Origin of the sequence: Microbispora sp. ZYX-F-249 (assembly GCF_039649665.1) — a bacterium.
Taxonomy (GTDB): Bacteria; Actinomycetota; Actinomycetes; order Streptosporangiales; family Streptosporangiaceae; genus Microbispora; species Microbispora maris.
In genome coordinates this window covers 379,759-400,447 of sequence record NZ_JBDJAW010000001.1, presented here as the reverse complement: position 1 = coordinate 400,447, position 20,689 = coordinate 379,759, and the positions used below count along the sequence as shown (strand labels likewise).

Here is a 20,689-nt window from a genome sequence, read left to right as displayed (position 1 = left end):
ACACAACCGAGCGACCATTCCCGCTTCATGCGGGGCTCTGAGAGGAGCACCACGATGGCGAAGCCGGCGATTCGCAAGCCAAAGAAGAAGGTTTGCCTTTTCTGCCACGACAAGATCTCCTACGTCGACTACAAGGACACGGGGCTGCTGCGGAAGTTCATCTCCGACCGCGGCAAGATCCGTGCCCGCCGGGTGACGGGCAACTGCACCCAGCACCAGCGCGACGTGGCGACCGCTATCAAGAACGCCCGTGAGATGGCCCTGCTGCCGTACACGAGCACCGCGCGCTGAGAAAGGAGACTCAGGACAATGAAGCTCATCCTCACCACTGAGGTCTCCGGCCTCGGCGCCCCCGGCGACATCGTCGAGGTCAAGGACGGCTACGGCCGCAACTACCTCATTCCCCGTGGCTTCGCCATCCGGTGGACCCGCGGCGCCGAGTCGCAGGTCGCCTCGCTGAAGAAGGCGCGTGCCGCCCGCGAGATCCGTGACCTGGGCTCCGCCAAGGAGGTCGCCGGCCAGCTCGGCGCCCTCAAGGTGCGGCTCAAGACCCGCGCGGGCGAGTCGGGCCGGCTGTTCGGCTCGATCACGACCGGCGACATCGCCGAGGCCGTCAAGGCCGCCGGCGGTCCGCAGCTCGACCGCCGTCGCATCGAGATCGGTAACGCGATCAAGAGCGTCGGCACCCACAAGGTGAGCGTCCGGCTGCACCCGGAGGTCGCCGCCACCCTCGATGTCGAGGTGGTCGCGGGCTGACACCCGCAGCAGTCCGTCGAGGGCCCTTCTCCGCACGTCGGAGAGGGGCCCTTCGCGGTTCCGCCGAGGCGGGGGAGATTCCCCTCAGGTAAACAAGGGTTATACGGAACGCTAGTATCTTGCCGTCCGATTCAGCGGATTTCGTGGTAAGTCCCCCCGATGGAGGCTGTGATGCGCCGTCCTACTCTCCTGCTGGCGTCCGGCGCCCTTGTGCTGGCGGCCGCCGCCTGCGCACCGGCGAACGACACCTCCACCACCGCGAGCGGCGCCGCGAGCCCGGCCGGATCCGCGGCCGCGAACGCGTGCGCCAAGGAGAGCCTGAAGCTCACCACCCCGGGCAAGCTCACGATCGGCACCGACAAGCCGGCGTACGAGCCGTGGTTCAAGGATGACGATCCCGCCAACGGGCAGGGCTTCGAGAGCGCGGTCGCCTACGCGGTGGCCGAGAAGATGGGCTTCACCAAGGACGAGGTCGCCTGGACGGTCGTGCCGTTCGACTCGTCGTTCGCCCCAGGGCCCAAGCAGTTCGACTTCGACGTCAACCAGGTCTCCATCACCCCCAGCCGGGCCAAGGCCGTCGACTTCAGTCAGGGCTACTACACGGTCAAGCAGAGCGTGGTGGCCCTCGGCGGCACGAAGTTCGCCTCCGCCACGAGCCTCGCCGAGCTCAAGGACGCCAAGATCGGCGTGCAGGCCGGCACCACCGCGCTGGAGGCGGTGCGGTCGGTCATCCAGCCCGCCAAGGACCCGAGCGTGTTCAACCAGCAGGTCGACGCGGTCAACGCGCTGAAGAACAAGCAGATCGACGCCATCGTCGTCGACCTGCCGACCGCCTTCTACGTCACCGCCGCCCAGGTGGAGGGCTCGAAAATCGTGGGCCAGTTCGCCGCGAACGGCGGGCAGCCCGAGGAGTTCGGCCTGCTGTTCCAGAAGGGCAGCCCGCTGGTGAGCTGCGTGGACAAGGCGCTCGGTGAGCTGAAGTCGTCCGGTCACCTCGCGCAGATCGAAAGCCAGTGGCTGACCGCCGCCGCGGGCGCGCCGGAGCTGAAGTGACCGAGGGGGAGGCCGCCGGCTCGCCCTTGTGGGTGAAGAGCGAGCGGCAGCGTCGCCGGGAGGCGGAGCTGCGCGCCCGCGGGCGGCGGTCGGTCTCGGTCGCCACCGCGTCCACGATCGTCGTGGTGGTCGCCCTGGTCGTCGTGATCACCAAGTCGCCCGGCTGGCCGCGGGTGCAGGCGACCTTCTTCAGTCCCGAGGCGTTCGCGAAGGCACTGCCCGACGTGCTGCGCGGGTTCCTGCTCAACATCGAGATGTTCCTCGTCGCCGAGGTGTTCATCCTGGTGCTGGGGCTCCTCGTCGCGCTGGTCCGCGGCCTGCGGGCGCCGGTGTTCTTCCCGCTGCGCGCGCTCGCCGTGCTCTACACCGACGTCTTCCGCGGCATCCCGACCATCCTGCTCATCTACCTGGTCGGGTTCGGCATCCCGGCACTCGAACTGCAGGGCACGCCGCGCGACCCGGTCACGCTCGGCATCATCGCGCTGGTGCTGTCTTACAGCGCGTACGTCGCGGAGGTATTCCGTGCGGGGATCGAGTCGGTGCACCCGAGCCAGCGGGCGGCGGCGCGGTCGCTGGCGCTCACACAAGGGCAGACCCTGCGTTATGTGGTGCTGCCGCAGGCGGTGCGCCGGGTGGTTCCGCCGTTGCTCAACGACTTCGTCTCGCTCCAGAAGGACACCGCTCTGGTCTCCGTGATCGGCCCACTGGAGGCGCTGCGGCAGGCCGGGATCCATGCCCAATACGACTTCAACTACACGCCCTATCTGGCGGCCGCGCTGCTGTTCATCGCGCTGACGGTGCCGATGGCCCGGTTCACCGATCATCTCGCCGCCCGGGCCGTCCGGCGCCAGACGGGAGGCGGAACGGCATGAGCCTGCTCAAGGTCGAGGGCGTCTGGAAGCACTATCACGGGCTGAGCGTGCTGCGCGGCATTGACCTGGAGGTCGCGCCGCACGAGGTGGTCTGCCTGATCGGAGCCTCCGGCTCGGGCAAGTCGACGCTGCTGCGCTGCGTCAACCTGCTGGAGTCGATCGACGACGGTGCCGTCTACCTCGACGGCACCGAGATCACCGACGTCCGCACCGACGCGGACGACGTCCGCCGCCGCATCGGGATGGTGTTCCAGGCCTACAACCTGTTCCCGCACATGACCGTGCTCGACAACATCACGCTCGCGCCGCGCAAGGTGCACGGCGTGCGGCCGGAGGAGGCCGAGGCCCGGGCACGGGAGCTGCTCGACCGGTTCGGGCTGGCCGACAAGGCGGGGGAGTATCCCGACCGCCTGTCCGGTGGTCAGCAGCAGCGGGTGGCCGTCATCCGCGCGGTCGCGACCGGCCCCCGCCTGCTCCTGCTCGACGAGGTCACCTCCGCGCTCGACCCCACGCTGGTCACCGAGGTGCTCGGCGTGATCCGCGAGCTCAAGGAGACCGGGATGACGATGATCCTGGCCACTCACGAGATGGGCTTCGCCCGGGACATCGCCGACACCGTGTGCTTCCTGGAGGGTGGCGTGCTGCTGGAGAGCGGTCCGCCCGAGCAGATCTTCAGCTCGCCGGAGCACCCTCGCACCCGGGCGTTCCTCCAGCGCGTGCTGGAGGCCCGCCGCATGTGAGATCAGGCGGCGGTCCGCGAGGCCCCGGTGACCATCCAGGCGGTTCCGTACGCGCGGAGGGAGAGCGTGACGAGCCGGGCGGCCATCCAGGCGCCGAGCGCGAGCCACAGGCCGACCAGGCTGCCGGCGACGGCGGCGAACGGCAGGTAGGCCAGCGTCGTCCACAGCCCCGCCCAGGCCAGGTAGCGCTGGTCGCCCGCCCCGATGAGGACCCCGTCCAGGACGAACACGACGCCCGCGACCGGCTGCAGCAGCGCGACCGGCCACAGCACGGCGAGCAGCTCGGCGGCCGTCTCGCCCTGCGCGTCGAACAGGGCGGGGACCAGCGGGCGCGCCAGCAGGACGGCGGCGCAGAAGACGACGCCGCACGCGACGCCCCAGATGACCATGCGCCGGGTGGCCGCGCGGGTGCGCTCGGTGTCGCCCGCGCCCAGCGCCCGGCCCGTGATGGCCTGCCCCGCGATGGCGATGGCGTCGAGGGCGAAGGCGAGGAACGTCCAGATCCGGGCGGCGATCGTGTGCGCGCCGATCTGGTCGTCGCCCATCCGGGTGGCGAGCGAAGTCGCGACCAGCAGCACGGCCTGCAGGCATGCCGTACGCACGACCAGGGCGAACCCGGCGGCGCCCGCGGCCCGCACCCCGGGGAGGTCGGGCAGCAGCGAGGCGCCGTGCGCGCGGGCGGTCCGCACGACCAGCGTGAGGTAGGTAGCGGCGGCCAGGGACTGGGCGACGACCGTGCCCCAGGCCGACCCGGCGATCCCCCAGCCCAGGCCGAGCACGAACCAGATGTTGAGCAGGCCGTTGAGCGCGAACGACGCGACGGACACGGCCAGCGGCGTTCGGGTGTCCTGCAGCCCGCGCAGCACGCCGGTGCCGGCGAGGATCAGCAGCATGCCGGGGGTGCCCAGGAGGCTGATGCGCAGATAGGTGACGGCCTGCGCGGCGAGCTCGCCCGTCGCTCCGAACAGGTGTACGATAAACGGAGCAAGAGGCCAGCACGCCACGCTGACGGCCAGACCGATGATCGCGGCCAGCCACAGGCCGTCCATCCCCTGGCGCATCGCCTGCCTGACGTCCCCCGCCCCCAGCCGCCGTGCGACCGCGGCCGTGGTGGCGTACGCGAGGAACACGCACAGCCCGACGAGAGCGGACAGGGCCGCGCTGGCCACGCCGAGAGCGCCGAGCGCAGGATCGGGGAGGTGGCCGACGATGGCGGAGTCGGTGAGCAGGAAGAGCGGCTCGGCTACCAGTGCCCCGAACGCCGGGATCGCGAGCCTGAGGATCTCCCTGTCGTGGGCACGGCCGTGTCCCGTTCCGGAGGTAAGTGGCATAAGCCTATTTTGCGGCTTACGGAGCCATGCTCGATCGGTATCAAAAACTTCGATGAGTTTCTTCCTTCCACAGGCCGTGGATACCGAAATCCCAGGTGGGAGCGGGCTTCCGGGCTGCGGCCACATCTCTGTCCACAGGGTCGTCCCCAGGGTTTTCACATGTCGCACGCACGGACTGCACACGTTGTCCACAGGGTTGTCCACTGGTCAAGTTGCCGCTCACCCCTGCGCTTGGGGAGACTTGCGCACCGGGTTGGTGATGCTGTGACCACCGGGCAGGGGGTGTGAGGTGAGCGTGCTCGACTTCCCGGGGGGACCGGGAGGCTCCGACTCGATGTTCGAGCGGACGCCGCCGCACAACATCGAGGCCGAGCAGTCGGTGCTGGGCGGCATGCTGCTGTCCAAGGACGCCATCGCCGACGTGATCGAGGTGCTGCGCGCCGACGACTTCTACCGGCCCGCCCATCAGATCGTCTTCGAAGTGATCACCGACCTGTACGGCCGGGGCGAGCCCGCCGACTCGGTGACCGTCTTCGACGAGCTGCAAAAGCGCGGCGAGGTCGCCCGCGTCGGCGGCGGCGCCTACCTGCACACGCTGACCGCGATCGTGCCCACTGCCGCGAACGCCGGCTACTACGCGAAGATCGTCCGGGAGCAGGCCGTCCTGCGCCGCCTCATCGAGGCGGGCACCCGCATCGTCTCCTACGGGTACGGCGGCCAGGGCGAGGAGGTCGACGACCTGGTCGACCGCGCCCAGGCCGAGATCTACAAGGTCACTGAGCGCCGCACCTCCGAGGACTACCTCCCGCTGGCGGAGATCATGCCGTCGGCGCTGGACGAGATCGAGGCCATCGGCAGCCGGGGCGGACAGATGGTCGGCGTCCCGACCGGCTTCCAGGACCTCGACGCCCTGACGAACGGCCTCCACCCCGGCCAGATGATCGTCGTGGCCGCCCGTCCCGCAATCGGAAAAAGCACCCTAGGTCTGGATTTCGCCCGATCCGCGGCGATCAAGCATGGGATGACCACGGTCATCTTCTCGCTGGAGATGTCGCGCAACGAGATCACCATGCGTCTGCTGTCGGCCGAGGCGCGGGTGGCGCTGCACACCATGCGCTCGGGCATGATGAGCGACGACGACTGGACGCGGATGGCCCGCCGGATGGGCGAGGTCGCCGAGGCGCCGCTGTTCATCGACGACTCCCCGAACATGTCGATGATGGAGATCCGGGCGAAGTGCCGCCGCCTGAAGCAGCGTCACGACCTGCGCTTCGTGATCGTCGACTATCTCCAGCTCATGAGCTCGCCCAAGAAGACCGAGAGCCGCCAGCAGGAGGTCTCCGAGCTGTCCCGGGCCCTGAAGCTGCTGGCCAAGGAGCTGGAGGTGCCGGTCATCGCGATCTCCCAGCTCAACCGTGGTCCCGAGCAGCGTACGGACAAGCGCCCACAGGTGTCGGACCTGCGTGAATCGGGGTCCATCGAGCAGGACGCCGACATGGTCATCCTGCTGCACCGGGAGGACGCGTACGAGCGGGAGTCACCGCGTGCTGGCGAGGCGGACCTGATCGTGGCCAAGCACCGTAACGGCCCGACGGCCACGGTCACGGTGGCCTTCCAGGGCCACTACAGCCGCTTCGTCGACATGGCCACCCACTGACGACCGGGCCGAGGCGCCCGGCCGGCCCGCAGCGCCCGAGGCGCGGCGGCGCGGGGCGTCGGACGCCGCCGGGCCCGTGGAGGTTTCGTCACTCGGCCGTGGTGTGCCCGGCTTTCTGCTGCTCCAGCGCCGCCACCCGGGCGGCCGCCCACTCGGCCCAGTCGCGCTGCGCGGCGGTCAGGCGCAGACCCCACTCCAGCGCGATGTCGCCGTACAGGCGCAGCGCGTCGTCGCCCTCGCTGATGACGAACTCGCGGATGCCGCGGAGCTGGTCGTGCTCGTGGACGGCCCGCTCGGCCAGCCGCTCCAGGTAGCCGCGGGCGGCCTCGGCGTCGACCTGGTCGAGGAAGAAGACACGCAGCAGCATGTCGCTGCGCCGGGTCTGGTTGGGTGACACCTCGACGAGCCAGTGGCGCAGCTCGGCGTGACCCTCCTCGGTGATCTCGTACTCCTTGCGCCCGCGCGGGCCCTCCGCGACGACCCGCACCAGGCCCTCCTTCGACAGCCGGCCGAGCTCGGCGTAGAGCTGGCTCTGGGTGGCGGGCCAGACGCTGGCCAGGGAGATCTCGAAGGTCTTCAGCAGGTCGTACCCGCTGGCGGGCCCGGCCGAGAGCAGGCCGAGCATGGCGTGACGAAGGCTCATGGGTCCGATCGTACATTCCTGTGTTGACATGTCGCCAGTGGAGGTTCTACTTTCGACATGTCACTTATGGAACGTCGAACCTAAGGAATCCCCCGGTGCTCCGTTACGTCCTCACCTTCCTCCCCTGGATCGCCTTCGCCGTCCTCAGCACGAACGGTGAGGCCAGGATCGGTGCCGCGGCCGCGCTCCTCGTCTCGGTCGTGCTGCTCGCGGCCGACCGCCGGGCGGGGCGCGGCTGGGACGAGTTGGTCATCGAGCTGAGCTCGGGGGTCTTCTTCGCCGGTCTCACGCTCATCGCGTTCACGGTCTCGCCGGCGCCCTTCGGCGAGTACGGCCCGGCCGTGTCGGTGGCCTGGCTGGCCCTCACCGCCTGGGGGTCGCTGGCCATCGGCAAGCCGTTCACGCTGGGCATCGCCCGCCGGACCACCCCCGCCGAGGTGCACGCGACCCCGCTGTTCCAGCGGGTCAACGCCGTCATCACCGCCGTGTGGGCCGCCGGGTTCACGCTGAACGCGGCCGGCCTCGCCCTGCTGTTCGCCCTGGCCCCGCACGCCACCGCCGCGATCATCGCGGTGAAGGTCTGCGGCTTCGCCCTGCCGGCCCTGTTCACCATCCGCTACCCCCAGATCGTCCGCGCCCGTTACGCCGCCTGAAGCGCCCGCTACGCCGCCTGAAGGGAGTCCCCCGACATGACAGAGCCGACCGCCTCCTACCTGACCGGCCGCCTCGCCCCGGTCCCCGACGAGATCGACGCCCTCGACCTGCCCGTCGAGGGGACCCTGCCGCCCGAGCTCACCGGCCGCTACTTCCGCAACGGCCCCAACCCCCGTCCCGGGGAGGACCCGGGGCACTGGTTCGTCGGCCACGGCATGATCCACGGCATCCGGCTGCGCGACGGGCGGGCCGAGTGGTACCGCAACCGCTGGGTGCGCACCACCCGCTTCGACGGCGCGCCCTACGTGCACGAGCGCGGCGTGGACCTCGCCGCCGTTCCCGCCAACACGCACGTCATCCGGCACGCCGACAAGATCCTCGCGCTGGTGGAGAACGGCCTGCCGTACGTGATGACGCCGGAGCTCGACACGGTCGGCCCGTGCGACTTCGGCGGGCGGCTGGCCACGGCGATGACCGCGCACCCGAAGGAGGACCCGGTCACCGGGGAGCTGCACTTCTTCGGGTACGGCTGGGCCGAGCCCTACCTCACCTACCACCGCCTGTCCGCGGGCGGCGAACTGGTGGAGAGCCGGCCGGTGGACGTGCCCGGGCCGACCATGGCCCACGACTTCGCGATCACCGAGAACCACGTGGTGTGGCTCGACCTGCCGGTCGTCTTCGACTTCGACCTGGTGGGCCGGGGCATGCCGTACCGGTGGGACGACTCCTACGGCGCGCGGCTGGGCGTGATGAGCCGCAGGACCGGCGACGTGCGGTGGTTCGAGATCGACCCCTGCTACGTCTTCCACGTGGGCAACGCGAGCGAGGACGAGCACGGGCGCGTCCTCGTCGACGCCGTGCGCTACTCGCCGGGGGCGTTCTGCGGCTTCTGGCCGACCATCGGCGGCACGGCCAACCCGGCCGCCCACACCGGGGGCGCCGCCCTGCACCGCTGGATCCTCGACCCCGCCACCGGTGTCGCCAAGGACGAGCAGCTCGACGACCTGGACGTCGAGTTTCCCACGATCAACGAGGCGCGCACCGGTCTGACCAGCCGTTACATCTATGCCGTCAGCAAGGGCGCGATCCTGAAGTACGACACCGCGACCGGCGTGAGCCGGGCGCACGAGACCGGCGAGCGCGCGCCCGGCGAGGCCGTGTTCGTCCCCGCCTCGGACGCGAAGGCCGAGGACGAGGGCTGGCTGCTGTCGATCGCGGGCACCGAGCACGGCGCGGAGCTGCTGGTGCTCGACGCGTCGGACCTGGCCCGGGTGGCGTCCGTACGGCTGCCGCGCCGGGTGCCCGCCGGGTTCCACGGCTCGTGGATTCCGGACGCCTGACGGGTCGTCAGGGCACGGGTCGTCAGGGCACGGGCCGGTAGTGCGTGATGATCCGGCCGTCGTCGAGCACGTGCAGGGCGATGGCCGGCGGCAGGTCGTGGTCGACCGGCGGGTGTGCCGAAGTCTCGGACGGCAGCAGCGCGGTGCTGACCACTCCCGGCGCGACCAGCAGCGGCAGCCCGGCGAACGTCGTGGCCGCGGCCGTGTGGGCGTGCCCGGCCAGCACCGCGATGGCGTGCGGGTGGCGGCCCAGGACCTCGGCCAGCCCTTCCGGCCGCCCGAGCCGGATCCCGTCGACGTACGGGATGCCGAGCGGGACGGCGGGGTGATGCATGCCGACGAAGGCCGGCACGCCGGGCGTGGCGGCGAGCACGGAGTCGAGCCAGGCCAGGGTGTCGTCGTCCAGCGCGCCCTCGGGCCGGCCGGGGATGCTGGAGTCGCACAGCGCGATCGTCGCATGGTCGAGGTTGAGCGCCTGGTTGACCGGGTGGTCGCCGTCCTGCTCCAGCAGGACCTTGCGGAGGTGGCCGCGCGCGTCGTGGTTGCCGGGGCACAGCACGAGCGGCACGTCGTCGCCGGAGAGCAGCTCGCGGACGATCTCGTACTCCTCCATCGCGCCGTGGTCCGCCAGGTCGCCGGTGAGCACGATGGCGTCGGGCCGCAGCGAACGGGCATAGGTGAGCGCGCGTGCGGCGCGCGAGGTGTTCCGCTCGCTTCCGTCGATGTGGATGTCGCTGACGTGCGCCAGCACGAGCATGTGCTACCTCCGGGCGATGGTGGGGACTCCAGCTTCTCACGCGAGAGGGCAGCGGTCAGGGTGGCGAAACGTGGCGACGGACCCTCGGGGCGGGTGACGCCGTTCAGGAGCCGTTCGCAGACCTCCCGGAGAGCCGTTCCGCGAGGATCCGGGCCCGGGCGAGCTGGACCTTACGTGCCTGGCCCGCCGCGAAGCCCAGCAGCAACCGGGACGCGCTCACGTCCAGCCGGTCGTCCATCCGGGTGCCGCCGTCCTGCGGGGACAGGTCGAACCGGTATCCCAGCTGTACGCCACCGGGGCTGCGCACCTGCCCGCGTACGGACAGGCCCCCGGCCGTGCGCTCGGTCAGCAGCGTGACGGCGATCGGGTTGTCGTACGACAGGCCGAGGAAGCGGAACCGCTCGACGGAGGTGTACCGCACGACCCCCGGCTCGGACCGGTCGACGTCACGCACGGCCACCACGAGCGGCGACAGGCCTACGTAGCTCTCGGGCGCCGTGAGGTGCTCGAAGACATCCTCCGGCGCGGCGTTCACGTGGAACGTGTTGGTCAGCACCCGTGTGGGCACCCTGCCCTCCCCCCACCCCGGCCTCCCCTTCATTCGGGTCTGGCTCGATGGGGGAATTGTGGCAGGGCCGCATCGCCGGGCGGACGCCGGTTGATCACGAAAGGAGGACGGCGGCCGTCGCGGCGTCGGCCGGATAGAACGACTCGATGGCCAGCTCGGAGACCGTGATGTCGAGCGGGGTGCCGAAGGTCGCCACGATGCTGAAGAACGACAGCTCCCGCCCGCCCCGCCGCACCCGCAGCGGCACCAGGATGTCCCCGGGGCCGGGCAGCTCCACTTCGGGCTCGGGCTGGTCGCAGGGGTAGTCGCGCAGCTCGGCGTACAGCTCGGAGAGCCGGGGATCGGCGGTGAGCGTGATCTGCCGGCGCAGCCGCCCGAGCAGGTGCGCCCGCCACTCGCCGAGGTTGAGGATGTGCGGGGCGAGCCCTTCCGGGTGCAGGCTCGCCCGCAGCACGTTGCTCAGCAGGTCGGGGTCGATCCCCTCGGCGAGCAGGGAGATGCCCTCGTTGGCGTCGACGAGGTCCCAGGCGCGGTCCACCACCACGGCCGGATAGGGGTCGTGGGCCGACAGCAGCCGCCGGACCGCGTCGTACACCGCGGCCATGCCCGGCGAGTCGAGCGGCGACTCGGTGTAGACGGGGGCGTATCCGGCGGCCAGCAGCAGGTGGTTGCGCTCGCGGAGCGGAAGATCGAGATGCTCGGCGAGGTGGAGCACCATGTCGCGGCTGGGGGTGGCCCGGCCGGTCTCCAGGAAGCTGATGTGCCGCGTGGAGATCTCGGCCTGGTTGGACAGGTCGAGCTGGCTCAGCCGCCGGTGCTCGCGCCACTGACGCAGGAGCTCGCCGAACGGCCGTTGATGAAGCGTGGCGACGGTCACGACACCGACGCTATCCGCTCGCCGAACGGCCCGGCGATTACCCGTGAGGTAGCCGCGGGGCCGCGGGGGCTAGTGCCAGCGGAACAGGCGGGCCGCGGCGAGGCCGGCGGCCAGTGCCCAGCCCGCCAGTACGGCGAGGTGGAGCGGCTGCGGGGCGTGCCCGCCCAGGGCGTCCACGAGGCCCTGGCCGAAGGCGCCGGTGGGGGTGAAGTCGCTGATCCGGCGCAGGACCTCGGGCATGAGCGCCCGGGGCAGCCACATCCCCGCGAGGAAGAGCAGGGGGAACATGAGGGCCGCCCCCGCGCCCTGGACGACCCGGGAGTTCGGTGCCACGGAGGCGAGCAGCAGCCCGAGGGCGAGCATGGCGACCGAGCCGAGGACGAAGACCATCGCGAACGCCCAGGGCGCCTTGGGCAGCGGCACCCCGAGGACCAGGTGGCCCACACCCAGCGTCAGCGCGGTCGCCACCACCGACGCCGCCACGTTGACGAGCAACTGGGCGGACAGCAGCGACGCCGGCCGTACCGGCGTGGTGGACATCCGCCGCAGCACGCCGCGCTCCCGATAGAGCACCAGGGCCGACGGCAGCGCGCTGAGCGCGAGCGTCACGATCGACAGCAGGATCATCATGCCCGTGAACGGCGCGTCCACGAAGCGCTGCCCGCCCAGCGACGGGTCGGCGTCCCGGAAGCCGGGAATCGTGCTGCCGAGCGCGAGCAGCAGGCCCACCGGCAGCACGACCACGAAGAACACGGCTGCGGGCTCGCGGAGGAACAGCCGGGCCTCCACCGCCGCGAGCTTTCCGAACGCCTTGGTCATGACTCCTCCTGGCCGGTGAGAACGAGAAACGCGTCGTCGAGGGTGGTGCGCTCCAGGCGCAGGTCCCGCATCCGGGACGCGGGCAGCACGGCGGTGACGGCGCTCAGCAGGTCGGCGGAGCCGGTGACCGTGACCTCCGCGCCGTTCCCGTCGCCGGTCACCGTGACGGACGTCACCTCGGGCAGCGCCCGAAGGCCGTCGACGGGCTCGCCGGTGTGGAAGACCAGGCGCTGCTCGCCGCCCGTGCGGGCGACGAGCCCGGCGGGCGTGTCCACCGCCCGCACGCGCCCCCGGGAGATGACCGCGACCCGGTCGCACAGGCGCTCCACCTCTTCCATGAAGTGGGTCACGAGCAGGACCGTCACGCCGCGGTCCCTGATCCGGGTGACCAGGTCCCACGTCTCGCGGCGGGCCTGCGGGTCGAGGCCGGTCGTGAGCTCGTCGAGTATCGCGACGCGCGGGTTTCCGACCAGCGCGAGCGCGACCGACAACCGCTGGCGCTGCCCGCCCGACAGCTTCGCGAAGGGCACGCGGAGGTCGAGCCCGGCCTCCGCGGCCAGGGCCCGCCAATCGGCCGGGCGGGAGTAGAACGAGGCGTAGAGCGCAAGCGCCTCCCCGACCCGGATCTTGTCGGGCAGCGAGCACTCCTGAAGTTGCACGCCGACCTGTTCCTTCAGGTCCGCGTCCACGGTGACCGTGCCCGCGGTGGGGGTGCGCAGCCCGGCGACGCACTCGACCGTCGTCGTCTTCCCCGCCCCGTTGCGGCCCACGATGCCGAAGACCTCGCCCTCCTTCACGGAGAACGACACGTCCTCGACCGCCACCCGCGTGCCGTACGTCTTGCGGAGGTGGTCCACGGTGATGATTGCCATGCCGACGACGCTAGAAAGAGGGCGGGCGGCCCGGAATGCGCCTGCGAACCCGGTGGGGGTGCACTTTTCCCCACCCCCATCGGGTGGCTCGGGCCACTGTGCCGGCCCGGCGCAAGCCCGCAAACTGGGTGCATGACCTCAGCTCGCCCGACTCTCGTCGCCCTCGGCAGGGGCGCCGCCCTCGCCGGCCTCGCCCTGCTGGGACAGGTCGCGGGCCTGGCGGTGCTGACCGCCATGCTGCTCACCTTCCTGGTCGGCCTGGTGATCGTCTTCCCGCCGGCCGTACGGCTCGCGCGGGCCGTGACCCGCACGCAACGGGGGCTGGCCGCGCGATGGTCGGGCATCTCGATCGACGAGCCCTATCTGCCCGCGCCGCCCCCACCGGTCCCGCAGGCCGACGGCTGGTACCGGGACGGCCGCACCCTGTACAAGAAGCCCACGATCCCGGCCTTCAACCTGCGGTGGAACTGGATGACCAAGGATCCGGCCACCTGGCGCGACTTCGCCTTCCTCATGGGGGATCTGTGGATGGGCGGCCTGCTCGTCGCCGCACCGCTGCTCGCGACCGCGTACGGCGCCGTCCGCCTGGCCACGGGCGACCCTTTGGGCGCGGCCTGGATCCTGCTTGCGGTGAGCACCGCGTACTGGTACGCCCCGTGGGCCGTGCGGGCGCACGGCAGGATCGCCGCCGCGCTGCTCGGGCCCACCGAGAAGGCCAGGCTGGCCCAGCAGGTCAGCCGCCTGGACGCGGCGCGCACCGAGGTCGTCGACTCGCAGGCCGCCGAACTGCGCCGGATCGAGCGCGACCTGCACGACGGCGCCCAGGCCCGCCTCGTCGCGATCGGCATGACGATCGGCGCGGCCGAGCAGCTGCTGGACAGCGACCCGCAGGCCGCCAGGGCGCTGCTGGGCAAGGCGAGCGAGGCCTCGGCGACCGCGCTGCAGGAGCTCCGGCGGCTGGTGCGCGGCATCCATCCCCCGGTGCTGGCCGAGCGTGGTCTCGGTGACGCCGTACGCGCCCTCGCCCTGGACAGTCCGCTGCGCGTCCACGTCACGGTCGACCTGCCGGAGCGCGCCTCCGCACCGCTGGAGTCGGCGGCGTACTTCGCGGTCAGCGAGCTGCTGGCGAACGCCGCTCGCCACGGGGACGCGAGCGAGGTGTGGGTGGACGTGAGCGCGCAGGGCCCGGCGCTGCGCGTGACCGTGACCGACGACGGCCATGGCGGCGCGGACCCCGAGCGCGGCACCGGCCTGCACGGCATCGAGCGCAGGCTCGGGGCCTTCGACGGCGTCCTCGCGGTGAACAGCCCTGTGGGCGGTCCGACCACGGCCGTCATCGAGCTGCCCCGGGCGTTCCGGGTGCGGTCGGCGCCGGTGTCACCGTGGCGCTACTTCGGCCGGATCTGCTGGGCGCTGTGGCCGATCGCGCTGTTCCCGCAGGGGCTGGTCGCGATGGTGTTCAAGCTGGTGGGGTCGCCGGTGAAGTCCTGGTTCCTCGGCCTGTACGTGCCCGAGCCCTTCCAGTGGCCGGTCATCGTCGGCATGATTGCGCTCGGCGGCGGCCTGCTGGCCGTCGCGCTGACGACGACGATGCGGGGCAGGGAGACGGAGGCCGGCGGGTGCGGGTAGTGCTTGCGGAGGACCTGCACCTGCTGAGGGAGGGCCTGGTCGCCCTGCTGCGCGCCCACGGCTTCGAGGTGGTGGCGGCGGTCGAGTCCGGCCCGGAGCTGCTCGCCGCGCTGGTCGGCGAGCGTCCCGACGTGGCCGTCGTGGACGTACGGCTCCCGCCGACCTTCACCGACGAGGGCCTGCAGGCCGCCCTGGCCGCGCGGCGGCGGGTGCCGGGCCTGCCGGTTCTCGTGCTGTCCCAGCACGTCGAGCAGCTGTACGCGAGGGAGCTGCTGGCCGACGGGTCCGGCGGCGTCGGCTACCTGCTGAAGGACCGGGTGTTCAACGGCGAGCAGTTCGTCGACGCCGTACGCCGGGTCGCGGGCGGGGGAACGGCGATGGACCCCGAGGTGATCGCCCGGCTCCTGGCGAGCAACGCGCGCAACGAACCGCTCGGCCGGCTCACCCCGAGGGAGCGCGAGGTGCTGGAACTGATGGCGGAGGGCAGGTCCAACGCGGCGATCGGGCAGCGGCTGTTCCTCAGTGACAGCGCGGTGGGCAAGCACACGGCGAGCATCTTCGCCAAGCTCGGACTGGCGCCCTCCGACGACGACAACCGCAGGGTCCTCGCGGTGCTCGCCTTCCTCAACAGCAAGTAGCGCCACGGGGATTGTCGGTGCGGCCCGCTACCTTGGGAGCGAGTCGTGGCGCAGGCAGGAGGTCGGCATGAAATTCCAGGTGAACCGCGACGTCCTGGCCGACGCGGTGGCGTGGGCGGCCAGGGTGCTGCCCGCCCGGCCCGCGGTGCCCGTTCTCGCGGGCCTGCTCCTGGAGGCGGGAGACGACCTGCGGGTGTCCGCCTTCGACTACGACGTGTCGGCCCGGGCCGACGTCGAGGCCGACGTCGCCGAGCCGGGGCGGGTGCTGATCCCCGGCAAGGTCCTGGCCGAGATCACCCGGAGCCTGCCCGCCCGGCCCGTCGAGATCGCCACGAGCGGGTCCGAGGCGGTGCTCGCCTGCGGCAGCGTGGAGTTCAATCTGCTCACCATGCCCGACGAGGACTTTCCCGCGATGCCGCCGATGCCGCCGAAGGTCGGCGCCGTGGGCGGCGGCGTGTTCGCCGACGCGATCCGCCAGGTCGCGGCCGCGGCCAGCCGTGACGACACGCTGCCCATGCTGACGGGCGTCCGCGTGGACATCGAGGGCGTCCGGGTCGCGATGGCCGCCACCGACCGCTACCGCATCGCCGCGAGCGAGTTCCTGTGGCACCCCGAGCGGGAGGACGTGCGGCACGGCGTGGTCGTGCCGGCGCGGGTCCTGGTCGAGGTGGCCCGGTCGCTGCGCGGCGGCGAGGTGGCGATCGGGCTCGGCGACAACGTGGCCGGCTTCGAGAGCCAGGGCCGCACGACCACCGTGCGTCTGCTGGACGACCAGTTCATCGACTACCGGTCCCGGTTGACCGGCGAGTGGGGCATCCACGCCGACGTGGCGGTGGCGCCGTTCGTGGAGGCCGTCAAGCGGGTCGTGCTGGTCGCCGAGCGCAACACCGCGGTCCGGCTGTCGTTCTCGCAGGGGCAGGTGCAGATCAGGGCCGGGGGCGGCGACATCGGCAGGGGCTCGGAGATCGTGGACGCCGAGCTCGATGGGCCGGACATCGAGATCGCCTTCCAGCCCCACTTCCTGCTCGACGGGCTCGAAGGCGTCGGGACCGAGCGAGCGCGGATTCACCTGGAATCCCCGACCCGTCCCGCGCTGATCACCGATGAGGGGGAGGACCCCGGGTTCCGCTACCTCGTCATGTCGCTGCGGCTCGGCTGACCGCGCTCACCTGAAGGGCCCCGCGGGTGCCGTGGGGAACGGACCCGCCGGGCGGGAGGGGTTCGGGGAGGCGAGGCTCAGGAGGTGAGGGTGGCGGAGTCGGTGAGGGCGATGAGGATGTGCTCCATGCACGCGTGGCCGGCCCGCTCGGCCGCGGTGGCATCGCCGGCGACGATCGCGCGCACGATCGCGTCGTGGGGGATGTAGTTCTGCTCCAAGGAGCCGCCGGCCGCCGCGATGCTCGCTCGCAGCGCCGCCGAGAAGTCGACGTAGAGGTCGATCAGCACCCTGTTGTGCGTGGCCTCCACGACCGCCACGTGGAAGGCGAGGTCGGATTCGACGAACGCCTCGGGGTCGCCGTCCGCCCACGCCTTCTCCCGCGCGGCGAGCGCGGCCTCGATCGACGCGACGTCGCCTTCGGTCCGCCGCGTCGCCGCGAGCCGGGCCGCCTCGACCTCAAGGGCGCGACGGACCTCGAGGATCTCCAGCTGCTCGGCCGCCCGCAGGCGCCTGGCCATCGCGCCGGACAGCTCGCTGGTGGCCCGGACGTAGGTCCCGTCGCCCTGGCGGCACTCGAGCAGCCCGGCGTGGGTCAGCGCGCGGACCGCCTCACGAACCGTGTTCCTGCCGACTCCGAGGTGCTCGGCGAGCACCGTCTCGGTGGGAATCTTGGCGTGCATCTGCCATGAGCCGGAGGTGATCTGCTCCTTGAGCTGGTCGATCACCTGGTCCACGAGAGACGCCCGCTGCGCCGTCCGCAGGCTCACGTCAGCCTCCTTTGGGTTGCCAATCATCCGATGATGGAATGAGTGGTAGACCCTTATTATTCCAGAGCCTCCAGAACAAGTTCGGAGGCCCCGGGAGGCTGGTGCCCCTCCCGCCAATCTTTGCCCCAGGCAAATCTTGTCGGTCGCGGCACTATCGAGCGAGCACCGTCGTGTTCATGGCGCCCGGTATGTTCACCCGGATCCCGACCGCTTCCAGGGCTCTACGATATGCCCCTGACTGCCGGTCGAGGGCGCCGGCCTGGCCCCAGAGGTCGCCGAGCATGCGCCAGGCCCGGGCGGTCTCCCGGTCGGGCGTCACGGTGTCCAGCAGGTCGTGTGCCCGGTCCAACAGGGCAGCCGGATCTTCGGACCGTGCCAACGCGATTTCGGCCAGAACCATGTTCGCGGTGGCCGCGGTGGTCCCCTTGGCGCCGTTCAACAGATGCAGTGCCCGATCGGCGAGTTCGGCTGCGGATTCCGTGTCTCCGATCCGGAACCGTACGGAACTCAGCACCACGAGGCTCCGCGCGTGCTCCTGCCGTTCGGCCGGGAACTCCGCGAAGACCTCGGACGCGGAGCGCGCGAGCGCGTTGGCTCGGTCCAAATCGGCGCCTTCGGGATTCGACGCGGTGAGGCGAGCCCAGTGCATCGCGATGCGGGCGCGGCGGACGGCGATCCGGGCCGGACGGCCGGCGGCGAGAGCGTCCTCGGCGAGCTGCACGGCCAGCGCCGAGTCCTCGCCTTCGGCCGCCGTCACGCTGGCCTGCCACAGCGCGAGGATCTCGGTGCTGCGGTCGCCGGCGCGCTCCGGGCCCGCCGTCGACAGCACCCGCTCGACATACGGCAGGCCGGTCTCGGCCTCGACGAGCGCCAGCGCCAGCTCCACGGCCAGCTCGCCCTCGATCACGCCGAGCCGGTCGACGTGGCCGAGCGCGTGTGCGCCGAGGTCCCGCGCCCGGAGCCGGTCGCCTGCCCGCTGGTAGCAACGGCACAGCGCGATGGTCAAGGGCAGGTCGGCGAGGCGCTCGGGGTGCGCGGCGGCCTCGCGGCGCAGCCGCTCGTACGCCTCGACGGCCCGGCCGACGCGGCCCTGCGCCTCCAGCGCCCGCGCCACACCGAGCCGGGCGTGGGCGGCGAGCATCGCGTTGTCCTCACCCGCCGCCTTGACGATCTCGCCGAAGCGGTCGGTGGCCACGGCGGGATCGCCGTGATAAAGCTCGAGCTCGGCATGTCGGAGGCCGAGCTCGGTGTCGATGCGCTGCCGGGGTTCTATCCCGTGGAGCAGGAACTCGGTGGTGCAACCGAGCCGCTCGGCAAGCAACCGGGCGACGACCGGCGTTGGCGTCCGCTTTCCGGACTCGATGAGTGAGACGTAACTGTCGGATAGGTCGGGTCCGGCCAACTGGGCCTGCGACATGCGCCTGCTCAACCGCAATCCGCGGACGCGGTCACCGATGGTTCCCTGACTCGGCATCTGATCTCACAGGGCGGGGGAAGGGTCAATAGTGTCGCCATAATGGCACGAAGCGACCGAATCGTGTAACCCTCCGTCAAGAATCACGACGGTGAAGGTTCGATCACGGTGACGAGATACCGGACGGTCGGATCGCCGTCAGTCGTCGTCCCCATCCTTGCTGGGGAAGATCATCTGACAGACCTCGAGGTACAAGGTCTCGGGATAGGGGATGTGGGGGACGGTGCGCAGGGCCTGATCCTGGCCGGCCGACTCCATCACGAACTCGCCGTAGCCGAGCATGCGGCCGAGGAGCGAGCGCTGGAAGCTCATGTCGGTGACCTTGCTCAGGGGCATCATCGCGACCTTGCGCGTGATGAGGCCGGTGGTGAGAAGCATGCGCTGGGAGGTGACCACGAAGTAGTCGACCGACCACTCCGCGACCTTCCATACGAAGCGGACCAGCAGGAGGAGCCAGGCCCACCAGACGAGGGCGAGGGCCTGGCTCGCCCCGTTGTCGCTGAGGAACTTGCTGAGGACTCCGGCGAGGACGAGCCCACCGAAGATCTCGGCGACCGGGCGCAGGAGCACGGCGGGGTGGCGCCGCACCATGATGACTTGGTGTTCGTGGGGGAGGAGGTAACGGTTGACCGACGACGGGGCGGAGTCCCCGTGGGTCACAAGTCTCATGTCAGGGTGGCGAAGAACTGCGCCATCGAGTCGGCCGCGCTGACGATTCCGTTGAAGGCTCCGTGGACTGTATGGGCCGCGTCAGTCGGTCTTGTGAGCAGGTAGAACCCTGCCGACACGATGAGCGTCCACTTGATGACTTTCTTCGCTTGCACCGCCGTCACCACTCCCATGACCAATACATTACCCAGACGCCCCGTTTGGTAAAGCGGCTAACCGCGAACGGGTTGAGAGACCGACGGCGTCATCCCCGCTCCGCCGCGGCGGTCGCCAGGACCCGCAGGTGCTTGCGCGCGATGCGCTCGACCAGTGCGGGGTGCGCGTGTCCGGTGACCTCGATGGCGCCGTGGTGGGCGGCCTGAACGCACCGGGTCACCGTCGCGGGCGGATGGACCCCCGCGAACTCGTCCCTGAGCAGGGCCTCGAGCTGTTCGTAGTGCTCGCCGGCCGGATGCTGGATCATCGCTCTCCCTGGTGGCGCGCCGCTCGCGAGAGCGCGAGGTGACGTCGTCATCACAGTGAGTACCCTACCGGGCGCGGAGTGTAACCAAGGGTGAGATGTGGACGGACCGCGCGGAAAGGAAAGGGAAATCGAACCGCGGGGAAATCAGAGCGGGGGCAATACGGACCGGAGGGAGTTCAGACGACGCCGTACAGGCGGTCGCCGGCGTCGCCCAGCCCGGGCACGATGTAGCCGTTCTCGTTCAGCCGCTCGTCGAGGGCCGCCGTCACCACCCGGATCGGCCGGTCGCCGCCGCGGAACGCCTCGTCCAGGTACGCGACGCCCTCGGGGGCGGCCAGCAGGCAGATCGCGGTGACGTCCCGGGCCCCGCGGTCGAACAGGAAGTCGATCGCCGCGGCGAGGGTGCCGCCCGTCGCGAGCATCGGGTCGAGCACGTAGCACTGCCGGCCGGACAGGTCCTCCGGCAGCCGGGTGGCGTACGTCTGGGCCTGCAGCGTGGACTCGTCGCGGATCATCCCGAGGAAACCCACTTCGGCGGTCGGCAGGAGCCGGGTCATCCCGTCGAGCATCCCCAGCCCGGCGCGCAGGATCGGGACCACGAGCGGCGCGGGCCGCGCCAGCCGTACGCCGCTGGCGGGGGCGAGCGGCGTGTCGACCGTGACGTCGGTGACCCGTACGTCCCTGGTGGCCTCGTAGGCGAGCAGGGTGACCAGCTCGTCGGCCAGGCGGCGGAACGTCGGCGAGTCGGTCCGCACGTCGCGGAGGGTGGTGAGCTTGTGGGCGACGAGCGGGTGGTCGACGACGAGGGTCTCCATGGGGACAAAAGTTACCGTCTCCTGGGCGAACCCTCGACGCCGGCTGAGTCTTTGATCACGATTTGGAGTGAGCGCCGTACGGTGGGACTCCGATTCTGCAACGATTGCCTGCGTGAAGAGCGCGCGGTGGGGAAGA

24 protein-coding genes are annotated in these 20,689 nt (G+C 71.1%); 11 read left to right on the top strand and 13 right to left on the bottom strand.

The window, feature by feature from the left end:
* The first annotated feature begins 54 nt into the window (after nucleotides 1-54).
* The 5 genes from rpsR to AAH991_RS01795 all read left to right on the top strand — a co-directional run bounded on the left by rpsR (nucleotide 55) and on the right by AAH991_RS01795 (nucleotide 3,421).
* Nucleotides 55-291 (top strand): 30S ribosomal protein S18, encoded by a 237-nt coding sequence (gene rpsR / locus AAH991_RS01815; protein ID WP_030508621.1) that lies wholly within the window; start codon nucleotides 55-57, stop codon nucleotides 289-291.
* Between the two features lie 18 nt (nucleotides 292-309).
* Nucleotides 310-756, top strand: coding sequence for a 50S ribosomal protein L9 (gene rplI / locus AAH991_RS01810; RefSeq protein WP_346223706.1), 447 nt, complete (start codon nucleotides 310-312; stop codon nucleotides 754-756).
* A 171-nt stretch (nucleotides 757-927) separates the two neighbouring features.
* Nucleotides 928-1,809, top strand: a complete 882-nt coding sequence (locus AAH991_RS01805; RefSeq protein WP_346223705.1) for an ABC transporter substrate-binding protein — start codon at nucleotides 928-930, stop codon at nucleotides 1,807-1,809.
* Nucleotides 1,806-2,681: an amino acid ABC transporter permease gene (locus tag AAH991_RS01800; protein ID WP_346223704.1), complete on the top strand. Its 876-nt coding sequence runs from the start codon at nucleotides 1,806-1,808 to the stop codon at nucleotides 2,679-2,681. Before AAH991_RS01805 ends, AAH991_RS01800 begins: the two co-directional genes overlap by 4 nt.
* Nucleotides 2,678-3,421, top strand: coding sequence for an amino acid ABC transporter ATP-binding protein (locus AAH991_RS01795; RefSeq protein ID WP_346223703.1), 744 nt, complete (start codon nucleotides 2,678-2,680; stop codon nucleotides 3,419-3,421). Before AAH991_RS01800 ends, AAH991_RS01795 begins: the two co-directional genes overlap by 4 nt.
* A 2-nt stretch (nucleotides 3,422-3,423) precedes the next feature.
* On the opposite strand, the gene AAH991_RS01790 is transcribed toward AAH991_RS01795, so the two are convergent.
* On the bottom strand, nucleotides 3,424-4,752 hold the full coding sequence (locus tag AAH991_RS01790) for an MATE family efflux transporter (RefSeq protein WP_346223702.1): 1,329 nt from the start codon (nucleotides 4,750-4,752) through the stop codon (nucleotides 3,424-3,426).
* Between the two features lie 334 nt (nucleotides 4,753-5,086).
* On the opposite strand from AAH991_RS01790, the gene dnaB reads away from it, so the two are divergent.
* Nucleotides 5,087-6,409, top strand: coding sequence for a replicative DNA helicase (gene dnaB / locus AAH991_RS01785; protein ID WP_346224074.1), 1,323 nt, complete (start codon nucleotides 5,087-5,089; stop codon nucleotides 6,407-6,409).
* A gap of 88 nt (nucleotides 6,410-6,497) precedes the next feature.
* Here dnaB and AAH991_RS01780 read toward each other — a convergent pair whose 3' ends face one another.
* Nucleotides 6,498-7,052: a PadR family transcriptional regulator gene (locus AAH991_RS01780; RefSeq protein ID WP_346223701.1), complete on the bottom strand. Its 555-nt coding sequence runs from the start codon at nucleotides 7,050-7,052 to the stop codon at nucleotides 6,498-6,500.
* Nucleotides 7,053-7,147: 95 nt separating this feature from the next.
* Between AAH991_RS01780 and AAH991_RS01775 the strand changes: the two genes are divergently transcribed.
* The gene (locus AAH991_RS01775; RefSeq protein WP_346223700.1) at nucleotides 7,148-7,705 is read left to right on the top strand and encodes a hypothetical protein; all 558 of its coding nucleotides are present in this window, start codon (nucleotides 7,148-7,150) and stop codon (nucleotides 7,703-7,705) included.
* Between the two features lie 36 nt (nucleotides 7,706-7,741).
* On the top strand, nucleotides 7,742-9,046 hold the full coding sequence (locus AAH991_RS01770) for a carotenoid oxygenase family protein (protein ID WP_346223699.1): 1,305 nt from the start codon (nucleotides 7,742-7,744) through the stop codon (nucleotides 9,044-9,046).
* Nucleotides 9,047-9,068: 22 nt separating this feature from the next.
* Here AAH991_RS01770 and AAH991_RS01765 read toward each other — a convergent pair whose 3' ends face one another.
* From AAH991_RS01765 to AAH991_RS01745, 5 genes are all read right to left on the bottom strand, one after another.
* Nucleotides 9,069-9,803 carry a metallophosphoesterase gene (locus AAH991_RS01765; RefSeq protein WP_346223698.1) on the bottom strand — a complete coding sequence of 245 codons (735 nt, stop codon included), beginning with the start codon at nucleotides 9,801-9,803 and terminating at the stop codon, nucleotides 9,069-9,071.
* A gap of 103 nt (nucleotides 9,804-9,906) precedes the next feature.
* On the bottom strand, nucleotides 9,907-10,371 hold the full coding sequence (locus AAH991_RS01760; RefSeq protein ID WP_346223697.1) for an SRPBCC family protein: 465 nt from the start codon (nucleotides 10,369-10,371) through the stop codon (nucleotides 9,907-9,909).
* A gap of 94 nt (nucleotides 10,372-10,465) precedes the next feature.
* Complete coding sequence (locus AAH991_RS01755) at nucleotides 10,466-11,248, bottom strand: helix-turn-helix domain-containing protein (protein ID WP_346223696.1); 783 nt, start codon at nucleotides 11,246-11,248, stop codon at nucleotides 10,466-10,468.
* Nucleotides 11,249-11,317: 69 nt separating this feature from the next.
* Entirely contained in the window at nucleotides 11,318-12,067 is a 750-nt protein-coding gene (locus AAH991_RS01750; RefSeq protein ID WP_346223695.1) for an ABC transporter permease, read from the bottom strand.
* Nucleotides 12,064-12,939: an ABC transporter ATP-binding protein gene (locus AAH991_RS01745; protein ID WP_346223694.1), complete on the bottom strand. Its 876-nt coding sequence runs from the start codon at nucleotides 12,937-12,939 to the stop codon at nucleotides 12,064-12,066. Before AAH991_RS01745 ends, AAH991_RS01750 begins: the two co-directional genes overlap by 4 nt.
* A 132-nt stretch (nucleotides 12,940-13,071) precedes the next feature.
* Here AAH991_RS01745 and AAH991_RS01740 point away from each other — a divergent pair, with 132 nt between their 5' ends.
* From AAH991_RS01740 to dnaN, 3 genes are all read left to right on the top strand, one after another.
* A complete protein-coding gene (locus AAH991_RS01740) occupies nucleotides 13,072-14,568 on the top strand; it encodes a sensor histidine kinase (protein WP_346223693.1) in 1,497 nt (498 codons plus the stop codon).
* Nucleotides 14,559-15,206 carry a response regulator transcription factor gene (locus AAH991_RS01735; RefSeq protein ID WP_346223692.1) on the top strand — a complete coding sequence of 216 codons (648 nt, stop codon included), beginning with the start codon at nucleotides 14,559-14,561 and terminating at the stop codon, nucleotides 15,204-15,206. Before AAH991_RS01740 ends, AAH991_RS01735 begins: the two co-directional genes overlap by 10 nt.
* A gap of 67 nt (nucleotides 15,207-15,273) precedes the next feature.
* Nucleotides 15,274-16,365, top strand: coding sequence for a DNA polymerase III subunit beta (gene dnaN / locus AAH991_RS01730; protein WP_346223691.1), 1,092 nt, complete (start codon nucleotides 15,274-15,276; stop codon nucleotides 16,363-16,365).
* A 77-nt stretch (nucleotides 16,366-16,442) separates the two neighbouring features.
* Here the strand turns inward: dnaN and AAH991_RS01725 are convergent, their stop codons facing one another.
* The 6 genes from AAH991_RS01725 to upp form a co-directional block, all read right to left on the bottom strand.
* Nucleotides 16,443-17,132, bottom strand: coding sequence for a FadR/GntR family transcriptional regulator (locus AAH991_RS01725; protein ID WP_346223690.1), 690 nt, complete (start codon nucleotides 17,130-17,132; stop codon nucleotides 16,443-16,445).
* Between the two features lie 151 nt (nucleotides 17,133-17,283).
* The gene (locus AAH991_RS01720) at nucleotides 17,284-18,549 is read right to left on the bottom strand and encodes a helix-turn-helix domain-containing protein (protein ID WP_346224073.1); all 1,266 of its coding nucleotides are present in this window, start codon (nucleotides 18,547-18,549) and stop codon (nucleotides 17,284-17,286) included.
* Nucleotides 18,550-18,744: 195 nt separating this feature from the next.
* Complete coding sequence (locus AAH991_RS01715; protein WP_346223688.1) at nucleotides 18,745-19,275, bottom strand: PH domain-containing protein; 531 nt, start codon at nucleotides 19,273-19,275, stop codon at nucleotides 18,745-18,747.
* Entirely contained in the window at nucleotides 19,272-19,448 is a 177-nt protein-coding gene (locus AAH991_RS01710; protein ID WP_179155058.1) for a hypothetical protein, read from the bottom strand. Before AAH991_RS01710 ends, AAH991_RS01715 begins: the two co-directional genes overlap by 4 nt.
* A gap of 71 nt (nucleotides 19,449-19,519) precedes the next feature.
* On the bottom strand, nucleotides 19,520-19,738 hold the full coding sequence (locus AAH991_RS01705; protein ID WP_079314255.1) for a hypothetical protein: 219 nt from the start codon (nucleotides 19,736-19,738) through the stop codon (nucleotides 19,520-19,522).
* Nucleotides 19,739-19,914: 176 nt separating this feature from the next.
* Complete coding sequence (upp, locus tag AAH991_RS01700; protein ID WP_346223687.1) at nucleotides 19,915-20,553, bottom strand: uracil phosphoribosyltransferase; 639 nt, start codon at nucleotides 20,551-20,553, stop codon at nucleotides 19,915-19,917.
* Between the last annotated feature and the right edge of the window lie 136 nt (nucleotides 20,554-20,689).